Source organism: Paenibacillus sp. FSL P4-0338 (assembly GCF_038002365.1).
In the GTDB taxonomy this organism is placed as follows: domain Bacteria; phylum Bacillota; class Bacilli; order Paenibacillales; family Paenibacillaceae; genus Paenibacillus_AQ.
On record NZ_JBBOCG010000001.1, the window covers coordinates 5,262,566 to 5,286,972 of the forward strand.

The 24,407-nt window shown below is 52.6% G+C and carries 21 protein-coding genes; 4 read left to right on the forward strand and 17 right to left on the reverse strand.

Annotation, left to right across the window (positions count from 1 at the left end):
* Nucleotides 1-48: 48 nt before the first annotated feature.
* Nucleotides 49-402, forward strand: coding sequence for a helix-turn-helix domain-containing protein (locus tag MKZ07_RS23275; RefSeq protein ID WP_341027761.1), 354 nt, complete (start codon nucleotides 49-51; stop codon nucleotides 400-402).
* 44 nt (nucleotides 403-446) lie between these two features.
* Here MKZ07_RS23275 and MKZ07_RS23280 read toward each other — a convergent pair whose 3' ends face one another.
* The 7 genes from MKZ07_RS23280 to MKZ07_RS23310 form a co-directional block, all read right to left on the reverse strand.
* Nucleotides 447-605 carry a hypothetical protein gene (locus tag MKZ07_RS23280; RefSeq protein WP_341027763.1) on the reverse strand — a complete coding sequence of 53 codons (159 nt, stop codon included), beginning with the start codon at nucleotides 603-605 and terminating at the stop codon, nucleotides 447-449.
* A gap of 43 nt (nucleotides 606-648) precedes the next feature.
* Nucleotides 649-1,914 carry a hypothetical protein gene (locus MKZ07_RS23285; RefSeq protein WP_341027765.1) on the reverse strand — a complete coding sequence of 422 codons (1,266 nt, stop codon included), beginning with the start codon at nucleotides 1,912-1,914 and terminating at the stop codon, nucleotides 649-651.
* 191 nt (nucleotides 1,915-2,105) lie between these two features.
* Nucleotides 2,106-2,585, reverse strand: a complete 480-nt coding sequence (gene rlmH / locus MKZ07_RS23290; protein WP_036699737.1) for a 23S rRNA (pseudouridine(1915)-N(3))-methyltransferase RlmH — start codon at nucleotides 2,583-2,585, stop codon at nucleotides 2,106-2,108.
* A 166-nt stretch (nucleotides 2,586-2,751) separates the two neighbouring features.
* Complete coding sequence (locus MKZ07_RS23295) at nucleotides 2,752-3,957, reverse strand: DUF4179 domain-containing protein (protein ID WP_341027766.1); 1,206 nt, start codon at nucleotides 3,955-3,957, stop codon at nucleotides 2,752-2,754.
* A gap of 41 nt (nucleotides 3,958-3,998) precedes the next feature.
* The gene (locus MKZ07_RS23300; RefSeq protein ID WP_341027768.1) at nucleotides 3,999-6,083 is read right to left on the reverse strand and encodes a M56 family metallopeptidase; all 2,085 of its coding nucleotides are present in this window, start codon (nucleotides 6,081-6,083) and stop codon (nucleotides 3,999-4,001) included.
* A gap of 2 nt (nucleotides 6,084-6,085) precedes the next feature.
* Nucleotides 6,086-6,493: a BlaI/MecI/CopY family transcriptional regulator gene (locus MKZ07_RS23305; protein WP_076161349.1), complete on the reverse strand. Its 408-nt coding sequence runs from the start codon at nucleotides 6,491-6,493 to the stop codon at nucleotides 6,086-6,088.
* A 245-nt stretch (nucleotides 6,494-6,738) separates the two neighbouring features.
* The gene (locus MKZ07_RS23310; protein ID WP_445670296.1) at nucleotides 6,739-9,321 is read right to left on the reverse strand and encodes an S-layer homology domain-containing protein; all 2,583 of its coding nucleotides are present in this window, start codon (nucleotides 9,319-9,321) and stop codon (nucleotides 6,739-6,741) included.
* 207 nt (nucleotides 9,322-9,528) lie between these two features.
* Here MKZ07_RS23310 and MKZ07_RS23315 point away from each other — a divergent pair, with 207 nt between their 5' ends.
* Nucleotides 9,529-11,889, forward strand: a complete 2,361-nt coding sequence (locus tag MKZ07_RS23315; protein WP_341027770.1) for an AraC family transcriptional regulator — start codon at nucleotides 9,529-9,531, stop codon at nucleotides 11,887-11,889.
* Between the two features lie 12 nt (nucleotides 11,890-11,901).
* Nucleotides 11,902-13,593: an extracellular solute-binding protein gene (locus MKZ07_RS23320; RefSeq protein ID WP_051493975.1), complete on the forward strand. Its 1,692-nt coding sequence runs from the start codon at nucleotides 11,902-11,904 to the stop codon at nucleotides 13,591-13,593.
* Between the two features lie 30 nt (nucleotides 13,594-13,623).
* Here MKZ07_RS23320 and nikE read toward each other — a convergent pair whose 3' ends face one another.
* The 6 genes from nikE to MKZ07_RS23350 form a co-directional block, all read right to left on the reverse strand.
* On the reverse strand, nucleotides 13,624-14,442 hold the full coding sequence (gene nikE / locus MKZ07_RS23325) for a nickel import ATP-binding protein NikE (protein WP_341028093.1): 819 nt from the start codon (nucleotides 14,440-14,442) through the stop codon (nucleotides 13,624-13,626).
* Nucleotides 14,443-14,462: 20 nt separating this feature from the next.
* A complete protein-coding gene (locus MKZ07_RS23330) occupies nucleotides 14,463-15,287 on the reverse strand; it encodes an ABC transporter ATP-binding protein (RefSeq protein ID WP_143804414.1) in 825 nt (274 codons plus the stop codon).
* Nucleotides 15,288-15,306: 19 nt separating this feature from the next.
* On the reverse strand, nucleotides 15,307-16,137 hold the full coding sequence (nikC, locus tag MKZ07_RS23335; RefSeq protein WP_036699778.1) for a nickel ABC transporter permease subunit NikC: 831 nt from the start codon (nucleotides 16,135-16,137) through the stop codon (nucleotides 15,307-15,309).
* Nucleotides 16,134-17,081 (reverse strand): ABC transporter permease subunit, encoded by a 948-nt coding sequence (locus MKZ07_RS23340; RefSeq protein WP_036699779.1) that lies wholly within the window; start codon nucleotides 17,079-17,081, stop codon nucleotides 16,134-16,136. The genes nikC and MKZ07_RS23340 overlap by 4 nt, the downstream gene beginning before the upstream one ends.
* Nucleotides 17,082-17,103: 22 nt before the next feature.
* Nucleotides 17,104-18,723, reverse strand: coding sequence for a nickel ABC transporter substrate-binding protein (gene nikA, locus MKZ07_RS23345; RefSeq protein ID WP_341027777.1), 1,620 nt, complete (start codon nucleotides 18,721-18,723; stop codon nucleotides 17,104-17,106).
* 164 nt (nucleotides 18,724-18,887) lie between these two features.
* The gene (locus MKZ07_RS23350) at nucleotides 18,888-19,247 is read right to left on the reverse strand and encodes an ArsR/SmtB family transcription factor (protein WP_341027779.1); all 360 of its coding nucleotides are present in this window, start codon (nucleotides 19,245-19,247) and stop codon (nucleotides 18,888-18,890) included.
* 141 nt (nucleotides 19,248-19,388) lie between these two features.
* On the opposite strand from MKZ07_RS23350, the gene MKZ07_RS23355 reads away from it, so the two are divergent.
* Entirely contained in the window at nucleotides 19,389-20,801 is a 1,413-nt protein-coding gene (locus MKZ07_RS23355) for an MFS transporter (protein WP_341027782.1), read from the forward strand.
* A 111-nt stretch (nucleotides 20,802-20,912) separates the two neighbouring features.
* On the opposite strand, the gene MKZ07_RS23360 is transcribed toward MKZ07_RS23355, so the two are convergent.
* From MKZ07_RS23360 to MKZ07_RS33650, 4 genes are all read right to left on the reverse strand, one after another.
* Nucleotides 20,913-21,080, reverse strand: a complete 168-nt coding sequence (locus MKZ07_RS23360) for a CxxH/CxxC protein (protein WP_063829067.1) — start codon at nucleotides 21,078-21,080, stop codon at nucleotides 20,913-20,915.
* A gap of 102 nt (nucleotides 21,081-21,182) precedes the next feature.
* Nucleotides 21,183-22,979, reverse strand: coding sequence for a M3 family oligoendopeptidase (locus MKZ07_RS23365; protein ID WP_341027784.1), 1,797 nt, complete (start codon nucleotides 22,977-22,979; stop codon nucleotides 21,183-21,185).
* 239 nt (nucleotides 22,980-23,218) lie between these two features.
* Nucleotides 23,219-24,178, reverse strand: coding sequence for an IS3 family transposase (locus MKZ07_RS23370; protein ID WP_445670302.1), 960 nt, complete (start codon nucleotides 24,176-24,178; stop codon nucleotides 23,219-23,221).
* Complete coding sequence (locus MKZ07_RS33650; RefSeq protein ID WP_076157211.1) at nucleotides 24,094-24,396, reverse strand: transposase; 303 nt, start codon at nucleotides 24,394-24,396, stop codon at nucleotides 24,094-24,096. The genes MKZ07_RS23370 and MKZ07_RS33650 overlap by 85 nt, the downstream gene beginning before the upstream one ends.
* Nucleotides 24,397-24,407 lie beyond the last annotated feature (11 nt).

A 24,407-nucleotide genomic window follows, 5' to 3' on the forward strand; every position in this document is an offset into this window, starting at 1 on the left:
TTACCGCACCGCTAACCATTGTCTACACTTTACTTAGAGGTGTTTACAATGCCAGATATTAGAAAATTAGTAGGTTCAAAAATAAGAGATTACCGTAAGACCAAGGGATTATCACAAGACCAACTCGGCGAAATATGCGGCTTTCATTTCTCATATATCGGTGGCGTAGAGCGAGGGGAGCGTAATATATCTATTGAAAATATATCCAAAATTGCTAACGCATTAGATGTTGAGCCCAAGATGTTGTTTGATTTTGACGAGCCTTTCCTTACCCCATTACCAGAAGAAAGGGAATTCGCTCTTCAAGAACTGATGGCCATATTAAAAACCAAAGATATAACGCACATCAGAATGACAAAAAATATCTTGCTTGAGATTTTTAATACTTTTCCACAGAAATAAGAAAACAGGCCTCAAATCGGCCTGTTTCCTTCTCTAACTATTAGTTATCTCTTAAGCCCCAAATCCTTGCGGGCTTCCTCTTCTAAGGTTTGAAGTTCATTCTTTTGCTTTGCCAGTTCCTCAAACCATTTCCTATCCCCCATTTCTAACGCCTGATGCATTAAGGTATCGTAATCTTTCGAGGAAATATGCCGTGGGTGCATTTCCAATCCCCCTACCATTCTTATAATCCCCAACACTATTCAATTAATAATAATCAGAATAGTAGTCATCACTTTCTTCCCTATATTCTGCTTCCATCTCCGCTTGCATATCATTTTGGTGAGACATCATCAAACAAACACCTTGTAAAAAATACGCCAATTGTCCAAAGAACTCCGCCACATTATTAATATCTAATTTTTTTGCCTTTTTAAAATGTAATTCCAAATACTTATTTGTTGGATATCTAAATTTATCAGCTGCACTGTCAAAATCATTCAGCTGATTAATATATTTTTCTGCATTATTTAGATTTGAATCGTTCTCAGGTGCATTTGCATGCCTTCCTATATCGCCCTTTATTGAGTTCCAAAGGCCTAAGATTTTATGTTTACTTTTAGAGATTTTTCTAAGAGCCGACTGGTAATCGTACGAGCTTTCTTCGAATAAAATCTCTTTTAATGCCAATTCAATCGCGTTTCTGTACAAGTAACAAATCGGAAACAGAAGCGTTTCTTTCTCGCTTTTGTTATCAGCAACAAAGTCTAAAAGACACTTAGCTGATTCGGTGTATGATTCAACAAAGGGAGAAAAACGGTTTCTACTATATGAATAGCCAAGCACACTTTGCCCATAATAACTACCACCTTCTTCCAATAAGATAGGGCGGTATTTTTTATAGTAATCTTTTATTTGTACTGATTCAAAGTAGTAACTATTGAGTATATCAAAAGCTATCTCCATTTTATTAGCAAATGCAACAAGATCAATATGTGTCTGCTTTTCGATAAATGGTTTTATAGCATATTGCTTAGGCTTTTCTGAAAATGGATCATCATCCTTCACCACTGTAATACCAAATGGGTATCTGAATGAATCAGACTCTTTATCAATAAGGCTCATATCATCAAACAATGATACAAGCCAATTATATGCTGCAATGTCTCCGTTAATAAAACTATCAATGTAAGGCGTTATAACATCTAAAACACTTGATAAATTATGAAATGTATCCTTTACAAAAAATTTACGATCGTCCATGCCTGTAATGTACTTGAAGCCAATTGATTTTAAAATCAATTCAAGACTATGTCTGTAAAGGTATGCTACAGAAAAAAAATACGTATCAAGCTTTCTTATATTAGGGGAAGATTCGAACAAATGATTCGTAAGTATGTGTGCTGATTTTTTATAATTTAAGGCATATTTATAAAATTCTTGTTCCAACTCGCTATTGCCCACCACATTAACAAAATCATCCATTATTCTATGAAAATCGGGATTCGAGGTAATCCATTTTTGCTCTTCCACTGCTCTTACTCCTCATAATAAAATTATCGTATTTGTTTCACCTAATCATATTTTAGCATATACCTTAACAAAAAAACTCAAAGGCTTCAGTAACTGGCCTTTGAGTTTTTTGTCTATTTACTATCGACTATTATAAAGATTTTCAGTCACCATCTCATAAGGTATCGTTATCTCAAACTTTTCCTTTACCATCACTTGTGATACGGTTCCCCCCGATTTATCTTCACCGCCCGGTAAACCTGCTCCACCAGAACCAGCCGCATAAGCTGGTGGGGCAGCGTCATGCGGCCAAAGCTCATGCGCTGCTGGGCGCGGCGCATCACCTCATCGGAGAGCCCGTGGCTGCCTCCGATGACGAAGACGACATGGCTCGTCCCGTAGGTGCCGAGCCGGTCGATCTCGGCGGCAAGCTCCTCGGAGCTCCAGAGCTTGCCGTCAATCGCGAGCGCAATGACATGCGCCTCGCTCTTAATCTGCGCGAGGATACGCTCACCCTCGCGTACCTTCACCTGAATAACCTCTGCATCGCTGAGGTTATCAGGGGCCTTCTCATCCGCCACCTCAATCATCTGGAACTTGAGGTAGGGCGTGAGCCGTTTGGCATATTCCGCGATGCCGAGCGTCAGATACTTTTCCTTCAATTTGCCTACGCTTATCAGTTGAATTAACATAATTCCTCCATCGGTCTGATCTTGTCATGTCCCTGTATTTTATCACATCCCTGCCCATAACATGCCCTGCCTAGGCGACATTCCCCGCACACCCTGTAACGCCAAAAGAAGAGCCACCCTTCACGGATGGCCCTTAGACACTACGAATAACCTGCAATACCTGCAATTATTGCTTAGACAAATCAACAATCAACTGCTGTTTAATCGTACGCTCTTTCATAGTGGTGAAATCCAGCCGAATCGATTGCGGCTTATTTAAGAAGAAGTAGCTTTGTGAGATGATTTTCATCTCATGGTCTGTATAGGTATAGATAGAAGTACCCTCTTCCGTTTTGTAATCACCGGTTCCGCTCTTGACCAAGAGTGAAGGAGAGTAGTCCTTATTGAAAATCTCTAAAAATTCTTTGTTTTTAAACAAAGCCTCATCGGAGGATAGCGTGATGACAGTCGTGAACGGTGTCAATTCCAGCTTAACTTTGATCTTATGCCCTGCCACATCAATGGTTTCCTCCGGCGACAATGTCCGGGTCTCCTGCTTCCAGACCTTGGGGTTAATATCAAAGGCCGCCTTCAGCACAGGGCTATATTTCACGCTGGACTTGAGCGTATTATACTTCTTAAGCAGTTCAGGACTCCAGCTGAACGGTGTGGTCTGGTCCGGGTCGTTCGCACGGGCTTTTTCGGCGACAACGAGCATTTCAGCATCCAGTGCCTCTAACTGATTCAGCTCAATGGCGGTTAATGTGCCTAGCTGAAACTCAGCAGCTACTTTTTTAGGAGGCGTGGTCAATGGACTGCTTAACGGAATTTTAGCAATTCCATACATAATATGATTTTTCTTTGCCGGACTTGCACTCTGAATGGTAGCCGCATTCATTTTCTTCCCGCTAATGACCTTGCCGGTAACGGCATCAGTCAATTGGAGACTATGACCTTTGGGCGGCATGAACACGAATGCTCTCTTACTGTCAGCCTGGGCTGTAAAAAGAACGATCAGCTCATATTTGTCGGCGATAAAACCATTTACCGTCAACTGGTAACCGTCTTTTTTGACCACAGTGTTCAGAGGCTGTACCAGATTGTGTTTAATTGCATATTCAACCTGCCGATAACCCTGAATCCCCGAATTCACAAAGGGGGCAAGCGTTGCCGACGGTTTCGCGGCGGTTGCCGAGGCGGCCAAAGCTTGACCTGTCACAGCAAAAGGACTCAGCACCAGCGCTGCGGTTGTCATGACTGCGACGATGGCGGTAGATAGCCGGGTCCTGGAGGACCGCCGTTTATCTGGCGCTGACCCTTGCTTTTGCTCCTGTACAGGCTGCGCCTGCGCCGCATGTGAGATCTCCAGTTCATTCCGCTTCATTCTAATCATTGTTACACTCTCCTTCAATATAAGTGGGTGTTCCCGCTCAATCAGCTCTGACTCTGCCCGGTAGTATCAAATATCATTTGATAGGTAGACTCTGGCTCTCTCGTTCCCGTGAGTATCGCTGAATTTATGAAATCCAGCCGCAGAGATTGCGGTTTATCCATCAAGAAATAGGTTTCTGTAATCATCTTCATCTCATAATCTGTAACCGTAACAGATGCGCTGCCTGTTTGCTGCGTATAGTCTCCCGTTCCTGTCTTGCTCCACCAGAGCAATGGAGAGCCATACTTCTCATGGAAAGCTTTTATGAATTCATTGTTTTTAAAAACCGGTTCATCGGAATAAAAAGTGGCTATTGTTGTGAGCGGTGTCAATTGTAGCTTCACTCTGATCTTGTGTCCGCCAACATCAAGCGTTTCCTTCGATTGGATCGTATATTTCTCTTGCTTCCAGTAGCTTGCGCTCACATCGAAGGTGGTCTGGAGTGCCGGGGACTCCTGTATCTTAGTTCCGCCTGCTGCCTGTGAGCGCAACCGGAATTCAACCTTGATCTTTGAGGGCGGATTCGTCAAAGGCGTATCGAACCGAAGTCTGGCAGCCGTATATTGAATATGCTTCTCCGGGCTGCTAGTGCTGGTTATGGGGTGAGTCCGGCCATTGATCACCTTGCCAGTCACACCATCCGTAATGATGCATTCTACAAAACGAGGATCATCGGAGACTAGTGATCTCCCGCCGTCAACACGCGCCGTATAAAAAATAACCAATTGATGCCTGTCTGCCATGAAGCCTGTGACGTTGACCTTATAGCCGTCTTGGGCAACCTCCACATTCATCGGCTTCAGCAGATGATGGCGGCTCACATACTCCGTCTGCTCTACATCCATGTTCAATAACGGCACCAGGGCCTCCCCTTGCTCCATTGCCGGTTCTGCACGTTCCTCTCCGGGAACGCTTTCAGTCAGTGTGCCAGCGGGTTTGGCCTTAGTTCCTGTGGCAGCAGAGTCACTAGGCTCTCTTGAGGCACCCGTTAGCGTCACGATGCTGAGCAGGGCGACCAGAATTACAGCTGCTGCGGAGATGCGGTAGGAGCCTTTGCGGAAAGATTGAATCATACTGATTCTTCTCCTGATCTGTTGCCGCTGCTGCGGATTGGAGAAATAGAGATGCCCCCTCCTCTCCCGGACTCGTGAGAAGCGCTTCAGGAACTCTACCAGAGTAAGCCCGTAATCGATGGCCTCCTCTTCCCCTAATACCTCCAACACATAGGCGTCACAGGCGACCTCCCTATCGATCTTCATCCGCCGGATCGCCAGCCACATCAGAGGATTGAACCAATGTATCGTGGCGGCCAGGCTCCCTAGCAGGTTCCACAGCATATCCCTCCGCTTGCAGTGGGCAAGCTCATGCGCGAGGATGTGCCGCAGCCGGGAAGCATCCAGTTCCTGTAGAGCTTGCTCCGGGACAAAGATCCATGGACGCATTAATCCTGACAGATATGGGTTGTTAGCAGAACCTCCCGTATAGATAGGTATCGCTCTCTTTATTCCAAACTGGCGTCTGGTGGCAAGAACCACCTGAAGAATCTCCGGGGCATTCACCCGTCTAAGCCGTCTGCGCTCACGCTGCATCCTCCGTATATACAACAATCCATTCAGCAGCATAAGCACGACGCCCAGCAGCCAGATTGCTGTGCCTATCTTCATCCAGAGTGGATAGCCCACGGCCCCCGCAGAGCTGCGGTTATCCGCTACAGCACCATCCTCTGCCCGGAGGGTGTCTGTCTGCCCCTGTACATTCAGAGCGGTGTTATCGACCGGATATGTAACCGGATCTCCCTCTCCCGGCAGAAGCTCCTGATATTCACCCTTAGAAGCTCCAGTGTCCGGCCCCTTATCCAGGATAGTTGTTAAGAAATGCTTACTATTGCCGAGAATATGCAGCATGCTGACAGGGCTGTCCGGTACGGCAGGCAATAACAGCCGGGCGATAACAAGCAGCCACAGGAGGTAACGCACCCGGGCGTTGATGAACCTCCGCAGAACGTATTGCAGGAACAACACGGCCAGAATTACCATGCTTGCTGCAAGTGTCTGTTCTGCGATCCCGGCAAACCATCCGTAGAGCATATTCATTCCTGCTTACCTGAGTTTCCGCTGGTGCCCTGCGACTTCTTCTCCCTCAGCAGCTGTTCGAGTTGTTCAATCTCCTGCTTGGACAGCTCCACATCCTCCAGGAAGCTGGTCACCATTAACTGGGTGGCTCCGCCGAATACGCGCTTCAGGAAGGAGCGGCTCTCGGCCCGGACACACTCATTCTCTGACACCAGCGGATAATACAGATAGCTCCGGCCGGATTTCTCATACGCTATCGCGTTCTTCTTAAGCAGCCGGGTGACGAAGGTGCGCACCGTCTGCTCGCTCCATTCCACAGATGCAGGCAGGAGCCGGGTAATTTGTTCTGAGGTGAGCGGATGATGCTCCCAGATAATCTTCATAATTTCCCATTCAGCTTCCGAAATCTTCGGGGTTGTACTCATCATAACAGCTCCATTCCATCGCGGCGGCGTTCAATCTACAAATGTAAATACAAGCTCTGTTCTATACATTACACTTGTAGATTTAATTTGTCAAATATGCCCACACCGTGGTGAAAGCACGCGGAACGACACTCACAGTAACGGTACATAGCAAAAAGCACAAGCCCGCGGCTTGTACTTCCTGCTTTCTATCCATAAGAATTCTATTCATAAGAACTTACTTACTCCTGTCACTCACTTGCAGCTTACAACCCTGCAATCAGAGCTTTAACGGAACTGTCGCTCTCCAGCGCACGGATAATCACCGCCACCGCTTCGGCGCGGGTAGCCTGATTCTTCGGTGCGAATGCTGAGGCAGAGATGCCCTTCACCAGATTAGCCGAAGCCGCCTGGCGGATGGCGTCAGCTGCCCAGTAGCTGCTGCCGACATCTTTGAAGCTTGCCGGAGTGCCCGTCTGGAGCACGCCGAGATCAAGCACACGGCCGATGATTGTAACCATCTCAGCGCGGGTAATGGTCGCTCCCGGCTTGAAGCTGCCGTCTGAGTAGCCGGTTACGATACCTTTATCGGCCAAGGCACTGATATAGCCAGCCGCCCAATTGGAGGCTGTATCCCCAAACTTAGAGGCTGCCGATGTAGTGTCTATCCCGAAGGAACGGGCAATCATAGCTGCGAATTCAGCTCTGGTCACCGGTGCATCCGGCCGGAAGGAGCCGTCCGCATAGCCGCTGATGATCTGCAGCTTCACAGCTGTAGCAATGGTGCCGCTGCCCCAGTGTCCTGTGGTGTCCTTGAAGCTGAGGCTCTGATTCTTCGTGGCTGCAATGGCTTCAGTCACGGTCTTGTATACCACTTCTCTGCTGACCACTCCGGATTGGAACGGATTAACGCCGCCCTGTGGCTGCTTCTCCGGTTCAGCAGGAGTAGTGCTGCCGTTCCCTGGCGTGGTGCCGGTGGTCCCTGGTACCGTTCCGGTATTTCCAGCCGGAGTCCCTGGCGTTCCGCCCGGATTACCGCCGCCCGTCCCACCGCTTGTCGTATCTGTAATACTAAGCGCAATCTGATCGCTCAGGTATACTACCTGGGCGTTATATTTGCTTGGCAATCCTTCAACCTGCACGGAAGCAAACTGCCCGCTGCGCTGGCTGACGCCATGCGTAATGAGCGGAATCAGGCCGCTGCCTGGAACGTAGCTGTTTGCGAAGTTCACCTTCAGCTTCCCGTCAGCCTTCACGGCCCCCTCAACCTCAAGGACATCCTTTGCTCCGGTAAGGCCCAGTACAAGCGTACCTTCGGAGGCCTGGGTGAAGCTGCCGCCGATCACTATTTTACCGTAGACGTTCTCAATTACAGAACCGCCGGTATTCGTCACATTCCCTTTGCCGAAGGCTGTTGCCGAGTCTCCTTCCAGGACACCTGCGTTCACCTCAGTACCGCCGGAATACGTATTGCTGCCGGCCAGCTTCAGCGTGCCTGTACCCTCCTTGGTCAGCCCGCCTGTGCCGGAGATATCATTGCGCCAGCGGTCTGCGGCGTAGAAGCCGCCCTTCGCAGCGTCCATCGCTACTGTTACATGCTCAGCGAATGCACCGTACCCGTCGGCAGCGGCGAATAGGTTCAATCGTCCCCAGCCTTCAGGATCATCCAGTAGTGGATAGCCGGATGGAAGTGCTGTTGTTACGAGAACTGCTCTACGCTGATCCGCACTCAGGTAAGGCAGACGGGTCTCCAGCAACACCTCTGCTCCCTTAGGAGCAACAGCAGGCTCAGTCGTGGAGTGAATCTGCGGGAAGCCATAGGTCAGCCGCTGGGTATACTGGGCCTTATTCTTCGTATAATCTGTGAACCGGTCTTCTGCGGTACCCGTCTGTGTAAGCAGCACTTCATGGGCCTGAGTGTAAGCTGCCTGCTTCAGCGCCGCATTATCCGGGTCGGTCAGTGCTCCCGCTGCGAAGGCCATCGCCGTTACTCGTCCGCCCATAACATCCAGCGGTGAGTGCATCCCGGCAATGACACGGTTGTTGCCCATCTCCGAGGCCCGGGTCATCAGCTCCTGGAAGCGCTCAGGTACGGAATACGCCAGAGCCAGGGCTGCCAGATAGGAAGCGTTGGTATGGCCGCTCGGGAAACCGCCGTCTGTGGCAGGCGTACTGCTTCTCGCCGGCACCAGCGTCGGCACGATGACAGAGGTATCCTTCCAGCGGAATGGACGCATGTAGCTGTAGAATTTCTTAGCCTGACTCGTTGAAGCATAGTCGCCGCGGACTTTTCCGATCAAGTCTACCATTTTGCCCAATTCAGAACCGGAATCGCCAGCCTTGTTGCTGTCATTTCCGTCATTATATTTTACAGAGGTGGCATCAGCAGGGATGCTGTTAATGGTCGTGAAGGTTCCCGACTTGGATCGGTACACCTCAGACAACGGACCAAGGCCGTCAGCCGCTCCATAGGTCTGGTTCCGCCGGTCATCGTAATACGCTGCCTCCTCCTCTGCCGGAGTACGGGTCTTAGACAGATCCGCTACATATTGAATGTTGTAATCCAGCACTTCGTTGTTCAGCTTCGTTCCGGTATCCCAGGTGGCGCCCGGTGTCCAGAGATCCAGGAAGCCGGAGAGAACACCGATCGAGGGGTTGGAATACACCGCCATATTCACAGGTGTGTTATTCTTATAAGTATCTACGAAATGTCCCCATGCCGGAGCAGCTGGCAGCTCGGTTAATGAATTACCCGTGGCCGCCTCTGCAGGATGTACCGCGATAGAATTCGTGAGGAGTACCAGACCTGCCGTAACAGACAACAGCTTTCTTTTCGACTTCAAGTTCAATGTGTCAGCCCCTATCTTGTTATTTTGATTGCCTGAATCGGACTCAATATAGCACCTGCCTCCACCGCGCTCAATAACACAATTTCGCAATTCTATGATTTTGGGAACAATTCAGCTTTTTTCCGGCTATTTTACATTGATTTAACATGAATCCCGAACAGATTTGTGAGGGGCTAGTGTATAATCCGCCTGGGAGGAGAATACAACTTGCGAAAATGGAACTCTGCCTTTGCTGCCCTTGCCGCTTCATACATCTCTGTTGTGCTAGTCATTGTCCTCTTGCTCTGCTCTGCCTTCTATCTGTATTTCTCGAACCATTATAAGGAAGAGCTTCAGGGACGCAACCGGCTCATCCTTGACAATACCGCCCGTACCCTTGAAGCCTCCGTGCTTCAGCGGGTCCAGCAGATCTATCTGGAAGTCTCTCTGAACCAGCGGTCGGCGCTCCGTATGCTGCCAGATGCTTCACTTCCAGCGAATCTCAGCAAGGTAAGCAGTCTCCAGGAGTCGCTGAACATGCAGGTATCCAATCATTCGGATCTGATCCAAGCCGTACATCTGTATGCTCCCAGGCAGCATCTCCTGCTGTCCTCGCTGTATGGGCTGAAATTCCGTGCGGACCAGCAGGCGGGTGCCGCCTATTGGATGGATTGGGTGAACGGCATGAACCTTAATTCCCGTAACAGCCTCTGGACAGAGGCCCGGTTCGTGCCGGACGATATCGTCTCCAGCATCCCCGGCGGCAGCGGCAGCCAGCTGATCACCTATGTGCACAGCTATCCGTTCCAGTCCCCCGGGGCAGCCAGTGAGCTGCTAATTGCCATTGATCTGAAGGAGAGCGCGCTGCGCGCCATTCTGCAGAATATGATGCCTGCCCGCTATCAGAGCAGCTTCATTGCTACGCCCACCGGGGGAATCTTGGCCGGTTCGAGTCCGGATGCTGCCGCTCAGGCCGATACCTATGCTGCTAGTATCTCGAATGCGCTAGCCTCTCCTGAGACATCCGGGAACATGAGCCAGGAGATCGGGGGCAGCACCTATGTCATTTCCTATCAGGACCTGCCGACTACCGGCTGGAAGCTCTTCAGTGCGGCTCCGGCGAACCTGTTCTATGAGAAATGGCTCGTTGTCCAGAGGGTCATCCTCTCCCTGTGTCTGATTGCTCTATTGGTAGGAATCTGTCTGTCCGGCATTCTGGCCAAATTGAATTACAGTCCGCTTAAGCGGCTGCTTCGCACTATTAAGGACCTCTACGGCCCGGGGCCTGAGGTGCCAGGAGTGCCGGGACCCGCCCTTAACGAATTCGGAATTATTGACTCCGCCTTCATCCGTCTGAACGACAAAGTCACCACACTGGAGGGGACGCTTGAGGCCAGCAGTCCGCATATCCGGCAGAATATGATCCTGAATCTCCTTCAGGACAGCCCTGCCCAAGGCAGTGTAACCGTAGATCCGCTATTCCTGGGACTCTCTCCGGAGCACCGTTATTACTGCTGCCTGCTCCTCAACACCCGTGGAGCCTACGCCCGTATGAGTCTGAGCGGCTTACAGGCAGCCATGAGCGGGATGACCGGGACGCTTGAGGCGATCCGGCTTCAGGGAATCCGCATTCTGGCTGAGGAGCTGCCGGACAAGCAGACGGTTGTCGTTATCAGCGCGCGCGAAGCCTCCGAGACGCTGCTCGAACAGCTCTCGGACCGGATTACAGCAGCAGCGGAGCAGCATTTCCAGCTGAATATTCAGCTCTCGCAGGGCTGCTGGGTGGATGCCGTCAGCCTTCTCCACACGAGCTACGCTGAAGCGCAGACCTTGATGAAGTATGCTTATTTTCTGCCGGAGAGCAGGGTCTTGAAGGACCGGGAGCTGCTGAAGAAGGAGCAGAGTCTTGATGAAATCCCGCAGCCTGTGCTGATGAGATTCAAGGATAAGCTGCAGACCCGTCAGTTGGATGAGACACTGGCCGCGCTGGAGCAGCTGATAGCCGTCATGCGGGAAGGCAGCTACCCGGCGGATTATTGCCACTTCGTTCTGGCGAATACCGTATTTATGTACTCGGATTATCTGAAAAGCATCCGCTACACCCCTTCCGCCCACGGGCCACTAGATCTGTATAACGAATATATTGCCCTGCCGGATATCCGGCATTTGCAGGAGTGGTTCGCCGCCTCCATCGGCACCTTCATCATGGAGACGCAGAAGCGGAACAGTGACCGCGCACTCTCGACCATTGAAGCGGCCAAGGCCTATATCGGGGAGCATCTGTCCGAGGATCTATCGCTGGATGCCGTATCTGCCAAGGTCTTCATCAGTCCAAAGTATCTAAGCAAGCTGTTCAAGGAAGAGCTGGGGATCACCTACACCGACTATATTACCGGCATACGGATGGAAGAGGCCCGGCGGCTGATTGAGAACAACAATATGTCGATTGAACAAATTGCCGGCACGGTCGGTTATGGAACGACTCCATACTTCATCAAGCGCTTCAAGGAGATCTACGGCTGTACACCGGGGAATTATCTGCGGACCGTGAATACACTGCCGCCGCAGGCGGAGATTAGCATGGGATAGGGAGGGTGCCATATGGATATGTATAAAAGATTAGTGCTCTTACCCCTTCTGGGGCTGATCTGCGGCTGCAGCGGGCATTCAGCTTCCCTTCCGTCTGCGCCTGGACAAGAGCTGCCGGATCCATCCGTTTCCGCTTCTGATTCTGCTAATTCTGCTAATTCTGCTGTTCCTGCTGCCTCTGCCCCGAAGCTCAAAATCTCCTGGACCATGCATCAGAATCTGCCGGTTGCGGAGGATGCCGTAATGGTGCGGGAGCTGGAGCAGAAGTTCAACGTAGATCTGGACTTCTGGAATCTGCCGAACAACAAATACGAATCCCTGCTCGACCTGAAGCTGGTGCAAGGCAGCATTCCCGACCTGTTCCGGGTCCGGCAGACCCAGGATCTGCTGAAGTACCAGCAACAGGGCGTGCTCGCTCCAATTCCTGAGGAATTACTGAACACCTACGCTCCCAATATTCTTAAGGCCATCCGCGAGAATGCACCGGCCTATCAGCAATATGGCCGCATTAACGGTTCCTATTATGGCATTCCGGTCATTAATCCTACCAATATCTATCGGGTCCCTGTGGTATACCGGCAGGATTGGCTGGACAAGGTCGGCCTTAAGGTGCCGGACACCTTGGCCGATTTCGAGAAATTCATCTATGCGGCTACGAACGAAGACCCGGACGGCAACGGGATCCGGGACACCTACGGCTTGTCGCAGGAGGGCATGAATGTTGTCTTCGGCGCATTCGGGCAGATGGTCTTCACGGATCAGCTCTACTTCAGCCGGAAGGATCAGGGGCTGGTCATTGGCGCTCTGGAGCCGGATATGCAGGAAGCGCTGCGTTATCTCCGCAAATGGTACAAGGACGGGGTCATTGATCCCGAGTTCATCACCGGGGAGAATAGCGGAGGCTACAAGCATTTGTCGCACGCCTTCATTAACGGGCGGATCGGCATGACCTCCATGGGCAATTATTATCACTGGACACAGGCAGGAGCTTATACGGACTGGAGATTGGATGACCAGAAGGCAGCCAGGCTGGTTCCGGTAGAAGCCATGTTTAACGTCAAGGAGTTAACCGCCAAGCATCCGCAGGCCAAGATCGCTTTCGGGCGGCCGGTTAGCGGCCCGGACGGCAGGCGCGGCTCCAAAGCCTATGATATGATGATGAGCTTCACCGCTATTGGCGCGGATGCCACCCGGGAGCCGGGCAAGCTGGAGAAGATCCTCCAGCTGCTGGACTACATCAGCGCAAATCCTGACCCCGATGAGGCAGCAGCTCTACAGTATGGTATTCAGGGGACACACTGGGACTGGGCCGGAACGGACAAGAAGGATATCATCCTGCTGCCGCCGTATAACCATATGTTCAGCTACCAGAATACAATCGGCGCGGGGATCGGTATGACTCTGCCCATCCTTCCTGCCGGCCGGAGCGAGCAGTGGGCGGCAACCCTGGGGCTGGATCACGACGGCATTTATAATGCCCTGGAGGTGGCTACTCCCTCTCTGATCAGGAACGGCCCTGGACTTATTAAGCTAAGAGACCAGGCGTATATTGCCTTCATCACCGGGGAGCGTCCGCTTGAGGAATTCGGGGAGTTCGTGGAGGAGTTCCTGGCGGCGGGCGGAGCGGAGGTACTGGCGGAAGCAAATGAGTCCTATAAGAAGCTTGATCCACATCAAAAAGGTGAGCAAAAAGCGAGACTGTAGTCTCCTCGATTGCTCACCGGATGTTTACCATTATTGTACAGCGTTCCCGGGCAGATCCCTGTGCCGGCTGCGCGGATGCTCCGCAAGCATGGAGTCGAGCAAGCTGCGAACCGCAGGATGAGAGGACTGCAGGAACTGCTCCTTGCTGTCGTTATATTCCACGATCTTGCCCTGATCCATGACAGCCAGTGCGTCTGAGATCATACAGGCGGCCTTAATATCATGGGTGATGAACAGATATGAGAGGCCGAACGCAGCCCTGAGCTCACCAAGCAGCCGCAGAATAGTAGTCTGGTTAATCATATCCAGACTACTAACCGCCTCATCCAACACGATGAGCTTAGGCTTGAGCGCAATCGCTCTGGCAATATTAATCCGCTGCAGCTGTCCTCCGCTGAACTGGTAGGGCTGCTTCTGCATGTCTGCCGTGCTTAGTCCGACACACTCCAGTAGCTCGCCTACCGTACGCTTCTGCTCCTGAACACTCAAGGATTCGTAGTTGGACAGCGGCTCGCCAATAATCTGCTCGGCTGTCATCCGGGGATTCACGGCTGAATAACAATCCTGAAAGACCACCTGCAGATCGCGGCGTATGGTCCTGCGCGCCTGCGGGCTCAGCTTATACAGATCCTGTCCCTGAATCAGCACCTGGCCCGCGCGGGGCGGCTCCAGCCCGAGAATAACCCGGCCCAGTGTGCTTTTACCGGCTCCGCTTGATCCCAGCAGCCCCAGGCAGGTTCCCTCTTCTATATGAAGAGACACGCCGGACAGCACATGCTCCTGCTCCTCTGAACGCCCCCACCGGCGGGATGCAGCATAGTTATGGGTAACCTCCCTGACCTCAAGCATGTATTCTGCCGCTATTCCGGTCATAGCTGACCCCCTAACTGCGGACCAAGCTGAAGCAGCGGCCTTGCTGCAAGCAGCTCCCGGGTATATTCATGCCGGGGATGGTCGAACAACTCGAATACATCAGCGGTCTCAACAATTCGCCCGTGCTGCATGACCGCAACTTCATCAGCCAGCTCCGCAATGACGCCGAGGTCATGGGAGATCAGCAGAATAGCAGTTCCATGCTCCTGCCGAATTCGGTCCAGCTGCCGCAGCACCTGAAGCTGATTGGACACATCCAGAGCCGTAGTAGGTTCATCGGCAATGATCACGGAGGGCTTCAGGCACAGGGTGAGCGCCAGCATCACCCGCTGGAGCATCCCGCCGCTCAGCTCATACGGATACTTGTGCAGCAGCGCTGCGGGATCGGGCAGATTCACATCGGCCAGGGAACGGACCATGCAGGCTCTGGCTTCTTTTTTCCCCAGCTTCATATGTGTACGAATCGACTCCACGAATTGCGCACCAATGGTATACACCGGAGAGAAGGCCGTCATCGGATTCTGCATAATCAGCGCAAGACTACTGCCGCGAAGCCTTCGCATGTCCTTCTCCGGGAGTCCGTTCAGCTCACGGGTATGCAGCCGGATACTGCCTTCGATTACACTCGTCTGCCGGTCCAGCATCTGGAGGAGCGCCAGCGACGTAACGGTTTTTCCGCTGCCGCTGCCTCCCACAAGACCCAGCACACGCCCCGGCTTCAGCTCCAGGTTAACATCCTCTATGAGGGGCAGAACTCCTGCCGCTGTCTTCACAGATACCTTCAGACCCTTCACCTGCAGCACAACTTCCGCTTGTTCCATGATTCGCTCATTCCTTCTTTCAGGAGCCTCGTTTGATCCCGTACCGTTCAGACAGCGCCTCGCCCAGCAGATTAAACGAAGCTACAACCATAATAATCATCAGGCCCGGATAGAGCATCAGCTCGGGATGATTGCGGATGAAGGATTTCCCTTCGTTCAGCATTGCCCCCCATTCCGGTGTAGGTGCCTGGACGCCCAGGCCCAGGAAGGACATCGCGGAGATATCCATAATCGCCCAGCCCATCTCAAGCGTCCCTATCACCACAATCGACGGCAGGATGTTGGGAATAAGGTGTCTGCTCATGATCTGCCAGGGGGAGGAGCCGCTGATCCGCGCTGCCGTAATGAAATTCCGCTCCTTGAGGCTGACAATCATATTCCGGAACATCCGGGCGAAGTACACCCACTGCACCAGCATCAGCGCAATAACCAATTGAGACAGGCCCGGCCCCAGAATCCCGATCAGACCGAAGACCAGAATCATACTGGGAAAAGACATAATGCCATCGCACAACCGCATCAGCACAGCATCCAGCCACCCGCCGATGTACCCCGAAACCACTCCTGCGAGCAGTCCAACCCCTAAGGAAGCAGCAAAAATAAGTGAAGCAAAGCCCAGTGAGATCCGTGTTCCATACAGTAGCCTGGATAGATTATCCCGGCCCAGCTGATCTGTCCCTAGAAGATATTCCCATGAAGGCGGACTGAGCTTCGCTGCCAGATTCACCCGGATCGGATCATGCGGTGAGATCCACGGGGCCAACAGGCCAGCAAGACCAAACAGGATCAGCAGGCTGCCGCAGATCATGATGACTCTCCTGCCTTTGAAACGGCTGCTTAAGTTATTCATCCTTGGCTGGCCCTCCCTTTACGCGCAATTCGCGGGTCCAGGAACAGCTGGAGCAGATCGGCGATCAGATTGCTCCCGGCAATCACACAGACCGAGAGCATGACATAGCATTGAATCACCGGAATGTCACGGTTAATGACCGCTTCAATGAAGTACCGGCCGAAGCCCGGCCAGGAGAATACCTGCTCTACGATAATTGCTCCTGTCAGCAGCTTCCCCAGATTGATACCCAGTCCTGTAATAAGCGGCGCTATGGCAATTCTCAGCACGTATTTATACAGAATCACACGTTCCTTAATCCCTCTGGCCCGGGCATATCGGACATAAGCCTCCTTCAGTTCCTCCAGAACGGTCGTCCGCAACAGGCGCGCGTAGATGGCAATCAGCCAGAGCGCCAGGGTAATTGACGGAAGAATTAGGTGCTGCACGGACCCTCTGCCTTCCACAGGCAGCCATTCCAGCTTGACCGAGATGAAGAACATCAGCAGATAGCCGATCCAGAAGACCGGAACACAGGCGCCGATATAGGCGAATACCCGGATCACATGATCCACCAGCCGGTTTTTGTAAATCGCTGCTAACACCCCAAGCGGGATGCTAACCACCAGCGCCAGCACGATACTGGCGGACGCAAGCTGAAGCGTTGCGGGCAGCTTCTGGGCAACCTCTCCCCAGGCGGGCATATTGGACAGGTAGGAATGGCCGAAATCCAGCCGGAGCAGCCGGCCTACCGATTGAACATATTGCGCCAGCAGCGGCTGGTCCAGCCCGAATTCATGCCTCTTGGCGGCCAACACTTCATCATCCGGCTGGATATGGGCCGCTGCCAGATAGGCCTCAGCCGGGTCTACCGGCCCCACCCGGATCATCACGAACATCAGCAATGAGGAGAACAGAAGGATGGGGATGATCGCCAGCACTCTTTTTCCGATATATACGCCCACTTAGAACCCTCCTGCGTGACTACTACTTCTTCTTGGTGCCATGAAGCGGATATTCATCCCGGTTGGACGGGAACTTGAATTCAGCCACATTGTCCCGGTACACCGCCATCTGCTTGATGTAAGAGATCGGAAGAATCGAGGACTGTTCCTGCAGCGTAGTGAGCACAGAGCCGAACAGCTCGGTACGGGCCTTATCGTCTATTGTTGCCATACCTGCTTTGATTTTCTTATCAATCTCCGCCTTCATTGGCAGAGCCGCCAGGGTATCCGAGACCCCATAGCCCGGCTGAAGCACGGCTGTCATGAAGGAATGCGGGTCATACGGCGCACCAAAGGTCGAGTAGAAATTCATATCGAACTCATTGGCCTTTCTGCGCTGGATGTAGACGGTCAGCTCGACGCCGGTGATTCTCAGATTCACACCGATCCCCGCCCATTCAGCTTGCAGGGTCTCCGCCATCCCCTTCATCGTCTGATCCGCCTTGTCATACATCAGCTCCAGCTCCAGCTTCTGTCCATCCTTCTCCCGCACGCCCCCACCTGAAGGCAGCTTCCAGCCCGCTTCATCCAGCAGCGCATTCGCCTGCTCCACATCATATTTCACCGGGCTCACCTTGATATTGGCATAAGGCAGATTCGGCGGCAGGATATTGTCTGCCTTCTCCTCCAGTCCCAGCGTCACCCCTTCGACCATCGCTTCCTTATTGAAGCCCATGCTAAGTGCCTGACGGACCTTAAGATCAGCCAGCTTCGCGTTCATGGTATTCAGCACCAGATTGCGGGTGGCGATCGGCTCAGACAGCTTAGTGACGTACTTTCCGGTGCTCTCAAGCCCCTTGTAGGCGTCATAGCTGATGAGACCTTCGCCGTAGATCAGATCCAGATCTCCTTTTTCAAAAGACAGCACGCGCGTCTCCGCATCCGGGATCACCTTCACCACCACCTTGTCCACCTTCGGCTTCTCACCCCAGTAGTAAGGATTCGGTGTAAAGGTTGCCGACTCATCCTTCTTATACTCGCTTAGCACCCAAGGTCCGGTTCCAATCGGGCTGCGAATACCCTTGGACGTATCGCCATCGTCGGGGAAGCCCGCTTCGCCAAGGAAGCGTACCGGCCGCACCACCGCAAGATCGTACAGTGCCGGATAATAGGATTCCGTCAGCGTGAGCCGGAACGTAGTGTCATCGACCGCTTCTGTCTTCTCAATCAGCGGGATCATGCCCAGCCATGTGTGCAGCTTCTTATTATGTAAGACCGCATCCATATTCTTCTTCACCAGCTGTGCGGTAAAAGCCGTTCCATCCGAGAACTTGACGTTGCTGCGGATCTTGAACGTGTATACCTTGCCATCCTGCGATAGCGTCCAGGACTCGGCCAGAGCCGGGACAATCTTCCCGTCTTGATAACTGACAAGCGGCTCATAGATCATAGACTGGGCTAACAGCTGGGACGGATTATATAAATGCGGATTCATTGGTCCGATATCCCGGGGCCACGCCATTGTAAGGGTCTTCGTGGCTTGCGCGTCGCCGGCAGCCGATGGTTTGTCTGTATTATTCGATGAACAGCCTGCAGCGACCATGGATATAACCACTAATACGAGCAGGCCCTGCAGCAGCCTCTTACCTTTAGATGCGAACATAGCGTTGACTTCCTCTTTTCCAATCGAGAATGATTATCATTACAATTTAAAATATTACTGCAACCTACACAATTCTGTCAATGGTAACGGTTGTATGCACTAACCAGATCAAAAAACCACCCCAGAACCTGGAGTGGCGATGACTTCATACGGTATATGATTGATTATCCCTGCTTTTGCCCTTCCTCTTCCGGCTCCCCGAACCCCTCATCTGGACCAGGACTGACGTAAGCCTGCAATACGGAATCCAGCAGCCCTGGGAACCGCTCGTCCAGATCTTCCGTCCGCAGGGACAGAATACGCTGGGTACCCTGCACCCGGGTATGAATGACACCCGCTTCGCGAAGCGTCCGGGCATGGTGGGTCAGCGTAGACTTGGCAATCGGTACCTTGAAGCTGTTGCAGGACTGCGGGCCGTGGTTACAGATCTCCGACACTACATATAGACGGATCGGATCGCTAAGCGCGTACAACACTGAGGCGAGCTGAATGTCCTTACGGTCGGGATGATGGAGCTGCTTCATGAATAAAACTCCTTCAGAGTATATAATAGTACTTCTTTTCACGATGATTTCCTAATTGCATTTTACATTAGCCCATGCTATATTTCAATAGTTCGTAAGTAATCGAATAATACAATAACATAATGAAGGAGTGGCTTTCTCATGACCTCATCACCTGCTTCTAAGGGCGATCAAGAGCATTCAATGGCTGCTCCGCAAGCGGCTCTACCACGGGAAGGACTGCTAACTCTGCTATTCAGCGTTGCTGTCGTCCTCGTTATTATGAACACAGCGATGTTCAATCTGGCCCTGCCTGATGTAACCGAGACCTTCGGCATCACCGCAGCGTCCGCCTCCTGGATTGTAACCGGGTATTCCATCATGTTCTCTATTGCCTCAATCACATACAGCCGGCTCTCGGACTTCCTGCCGATCCGCCGATTGCTGATTATCGGGCTGCTCACCTTAGGGCTTGCTGCTGTGGCCGGATTCTTCAGTACCAGCTTCATTTTCCTGCTGATTGTGCGTATTCTGCAAGCATCAGGTGCAGGCGCCGTGATGTCACTGTCCCTTGTCCTGTTCACCCGCTACATTCCGCAGGCCCGGCGCGGCAAAGCCATGGCGACGATCATGTCGGCCGTCTCCCTGGGACTGGGTCTGGGTCCGGTAGCTGGCGGCTCCATTGTTGAATACCTCGGCTGGACCTGGCTGTTCGCAGTCACTGCCGCCATTCTGCTGCTGGTGCCGCTGTTCCTGATCCTGCTGCCCAAGGAAGTTCCGGCTAGCGGCTCATTCGATATCCTGGGCGGAATTTTCCTCGGCGTGGGTACTACCGGTCTGCTGCTGTTCCTGACCAGCGGACTGTGGATCGCGCTGATCGCTGGCATCGCCGCGATTGCCTTATTTGTAGGGCGTATCCGCACAACCCCTGATCCATTCGTACTGCCCGCGCTATTCAGCAACCGGCCATATCTCGTACTCGCACTGATCGGGGTTGCCTCTTACCTGTGCAGCTTCGCTACCCTGTTCCTGCTGCCGCAGATTCTGACTCACCGCTTCGGCTTCAGCGCCAGCCATGCCGGTCTGGTCATCTTCCCGGGCTCACTGCTGGCTATCTTCGTCTCCCGCCTGGTCGGACGGATGATTGACCGCTACGGTAACACCGGAATTCTGCGCTTCGCACCGCTGCTCGTTCTGGCCGCCACCGTATTGTTCGCCTTATTCGCCGGACAATCCTGGATCGCCGTCATGCTCGTCTACATGATTATGAGCCTGTCCTTCACTGTACTGTCGAGCAGTGTGTCGAATGAAATCTCGCGTATCCTGCCTGCTTCGCAGATCGGCTCCGGGATGGGGCTCTTCCAGCTGCTGCAGTTCTTCAGCGGTGCCTTCAGCGTAGCGATGGCCGCCAGCGCCCTGGAATGGCAGCGCAGCCTGCCGCTTCAGGCCGCTTACTCCAACATCTACTGGGGCTTGTCAGTTGCGGCAATCGTGGCGATTGGCTCCGCCTCCATCTACCTGCGGGGCAGTCAGCGCAGCCCGCTGTCCGAGATGGCGAAAGCCGCGGACTGCTAGATACATTTTAGGTAATGCTAAATCCGCAACTGTACCATTCGCGCATACACCCGCACGCCAAAACACCCTGCAGCCTTCACAGCCACAGGGTGTTTCTTATTCCGGCCGTCCTCAGACGACCAGATATTCCGCATTTCGTTCACATTCCGCACATTTCGCCGGCGGGTCCCAGTCCGAGAACTCCGTCTCCTTCAGATCGACTACATCCGGTGCATCCTCGTACTCGTCCACAAATTTGTCGATGGCCAGCTCTACGTGTTCCTTACAGACTACATACATTCAATCAAGCATCCCTTTCTGTGCCGCTGCGGCGTAGACTTATACTACTGTTCTACCACACTTCCCTGCAAAAAGGAACCTCCCGCAGCGCAAAACGCGCCCTTATTCCCGCCCTGTAAACTTCCGGACATCCCCGGCAATGAATCCGAGCGCCTCCTGCCAGAATTCCAGAGAATGTACATCAATATCCATCAGCTTCGCAGCGTCTGCGATGCTCCGGGTACTGGTTGCTGACAGGAACTGTTCATAGCGGCTCACGAACACCTGCCCCTGCTTTTGGTACTGGGCATACAGCCCCTTGGAGAACAGTAGCCCGAAGGAATACGGGAAGTTCAGGAACTCATTGCCTGCCATATAATACCCCGCCTTGCTAATCCACTGGTAAGGATGAATGGACCCGGGCAGCACACTATCCCCGTAAGCCGCAGCCATCGATTCCAGCATCAATGCGTTCAGCTCCTCCAATGAAAGGGGACCGGATAACCGGCGGGCATAGAGCGCGCTCTCGAAGCAGTACCTGGCATAGAAATCGACAATATAATACCCTGCATCCGAGAGACTCCGTTCCAGGATCGCATCCGCTGCCTCCGCAGGCAACGAGTTCAAGAGTTCAACATGAATCAGACTCTCACAAAAAATCGATGCCGTCTCCGCAATCGGCACCGGATAATCCATGTTGACCATCGTATGTCCCGCGAGGCGGCTGGTATGATACGCATGCCCAATCTCGTGAGCCAGTACACTCACATCTATATATTGGCCGTGGAAGCTTGTTATGATTCGGCTCTCCCCTATCGGAACGATATCGACACACATCCCGAAATTCCCCTTTCCGCTGCGCGGCTCAGCATCGATCCAGCGCTGCCCGAACGCCTTGCGGGCGAACCCGCCCAGCTCGGGGCTGAACCTGCTGAACCCCGCCATAATCATCGCCTGAGCCTCAGCATAGGTTATGCGGACTGAAGTCTCCATGCCAATGGGCGCAAAAACATCCCAGAACGGCAGCTGTCCCCCCGAATGCCCCAGCCGCCCAGCCTTCCCGGCGTAATACTGCCGGAAGACCGGCAGGCTCTCCCGGATGGCCTGAAGCATCACCTCCAGCGTCTCCTGATCCATCCGTGCTGCTTCCAGCACCTTATGCAGCGGGGAGGCATATCCTCTTAGCTCATAGACGGTCGCCGCCTCACCACTGACGGCATTAATACAGGCAGCACTCTGCTCCGCCACGCTGCGGCAAGCCTCATGCTCTGCTTCAGCCGCCGCCCTCCGTACCGCAGGATCGGGGTCGTAGACCAGATTCCGCAGCTCCGCCAGCGTCACACTACGGGTCACCCCGGCCAGATCTAGATCAGTCCGCAGTGTAGACAGCGTCTGCATGTACAGCCGCTCCCACGCTTTGGAGCCGGTGTTCTGCATCCTGGCAATCACCGCTTCGCCTTCTGCGCTAAGCATATGCTGCGATTTCCCCTGTAATCCGCGCAGATAGAAGCTATGCTGCTCCAGATAAGCGCTAGAACGGAAACTCCGCTCCAGTTCATCCGCGCTTACCCCCGCCAACCACTTGCTGAAGCGGACCAAGGCTTCACCCGCCCCGCTAGTCACCTCTTCCAGCTCGTCCATCAGATTCACAGCTTCCTCACACTGGCTGTCCGCACTGAACCGCAGCTCCGCATAGCTGAACAGACGCAAATATAGCTGTTGATACGCATTATATTGTTTAAGGAACTCTTCCATCAGGTCTGCAGCGTCCTGCCCGTTAACGGGCTGCGAGGCCGACCATGTATTCAGCTCCCCGGCAAGGCTCTCCACCTGCCTGCGGTCCTGCTGAAATCCCTCCGACTCGAACGAAGGATAGATCCGGTCCAGATTCCATGTTAATTCGCACGTTGTTAATTCCATTGATTAATCTCTCCTTATTTATAATCGCAGGAGCCCTCCGTTATCACATGCTTCCACCCCGTTCTAATTGATCCTGACAGGATCATCCATTTCAGTATACCTTAATTCATTAGTTTCTCCCATCATCCACCAACTTTCTAATGGTATACAGCAGCAGCCGTATTGGCTTTTTCGCATACATCTGGCCCGCACATCCCAGCACTTGGTCATACCCCTGTCAAGTAGACAGATAAAAAAAGCTAAGCAGCCAGCGCGTGCCGATACTCAATCGGCGCGCGCTGTTTCAGTTTTGCCTGAAAACGTTGGTAATTGTAAAAGTAGATATACTCCTCCACCGCTTGATGAATCTCTGCTTCTGACTTACACTGGTGAAGGTACAACTTTTCTGTCTTCAGATGCGAAAAGAAGGATTCGATGCAGGCGTTATCCAGGCAGGTTGCTTTGCGAGAGTGGCTGCCCTTGACGCTGAATGCCTCTAATCGTGTGTTGTACGCCTGAGACGTGTACTGAAAGCCTTGGTCCGAATGGAGCACGGCCTCAGACACGTCTCTTTTCCGTGTCCACTGTTCCACCGTATCCAGGACGAGGTTTACGTCGTTTCGCTCCGAGATCTGCCAAGCTACAATCTCATTGTTGAAGAGGTCCTGAATCGCAGACAGATAATAAAAGCGGGTGCCGTCTGAGATATACGTAATGTCCGTGACTAGCTTCTGCTGTGGGGCTGTCGCATGAAACTTACGCTTTAACCGGTTCGGGTAGACCACGGAAGGAGCAGAGCCCGCACGACGCCTTTTCTTGCGAATGACGGACTGGATCGATAGCTCTTTCATGAGCCGCCATACCTTCTTGTGGTTGACGAGGTAGCCTGCCTCCCGCAGGGCTGCCTGCATTCGAGGGTACCCGAAATAGGGATGAGCCAGGTGAATCGCCACCATATGCTCTTTCATAGCGTGCTCTTGCTCATGGGCCTCCATTCGTCGAGCCTGTGTACCTCGCCACTTGTAGTAATTCGCCCGCGATACCTCTGCAATGGCTAATAGGCGGGTGACGCCATGTTGGTCACGTAGTTCTTCAAGGATGGCGTATTTGTCGTGTAGTCCAAGCTTCCCTCCCTTTATAGATTTGGATACCGCTTTTTTAAGTAGTCCACCTGTGCCTTTAAGTAATCTCGTTCTTCTTCTATACTGGCAAATGTAGATCGTGGACGTCCTTTTAAGGGGCTTGTTACCCCTTTTGGTGTATGGAGTGGCTCCCCATTCCGATATTTCTTTACCCATACTTTAAGCTGGGTACAGTTCACAATCCCCAACCTGTCGGAGACGACCTTATAGCTCTCCCCTCCTGTACAATAGGCTTGAATAGCCTCTTTCTTGAATTCCTCTGTGTACGATTGAAATACTTGTCCCTTTTTGGCCATACCAAAATCCC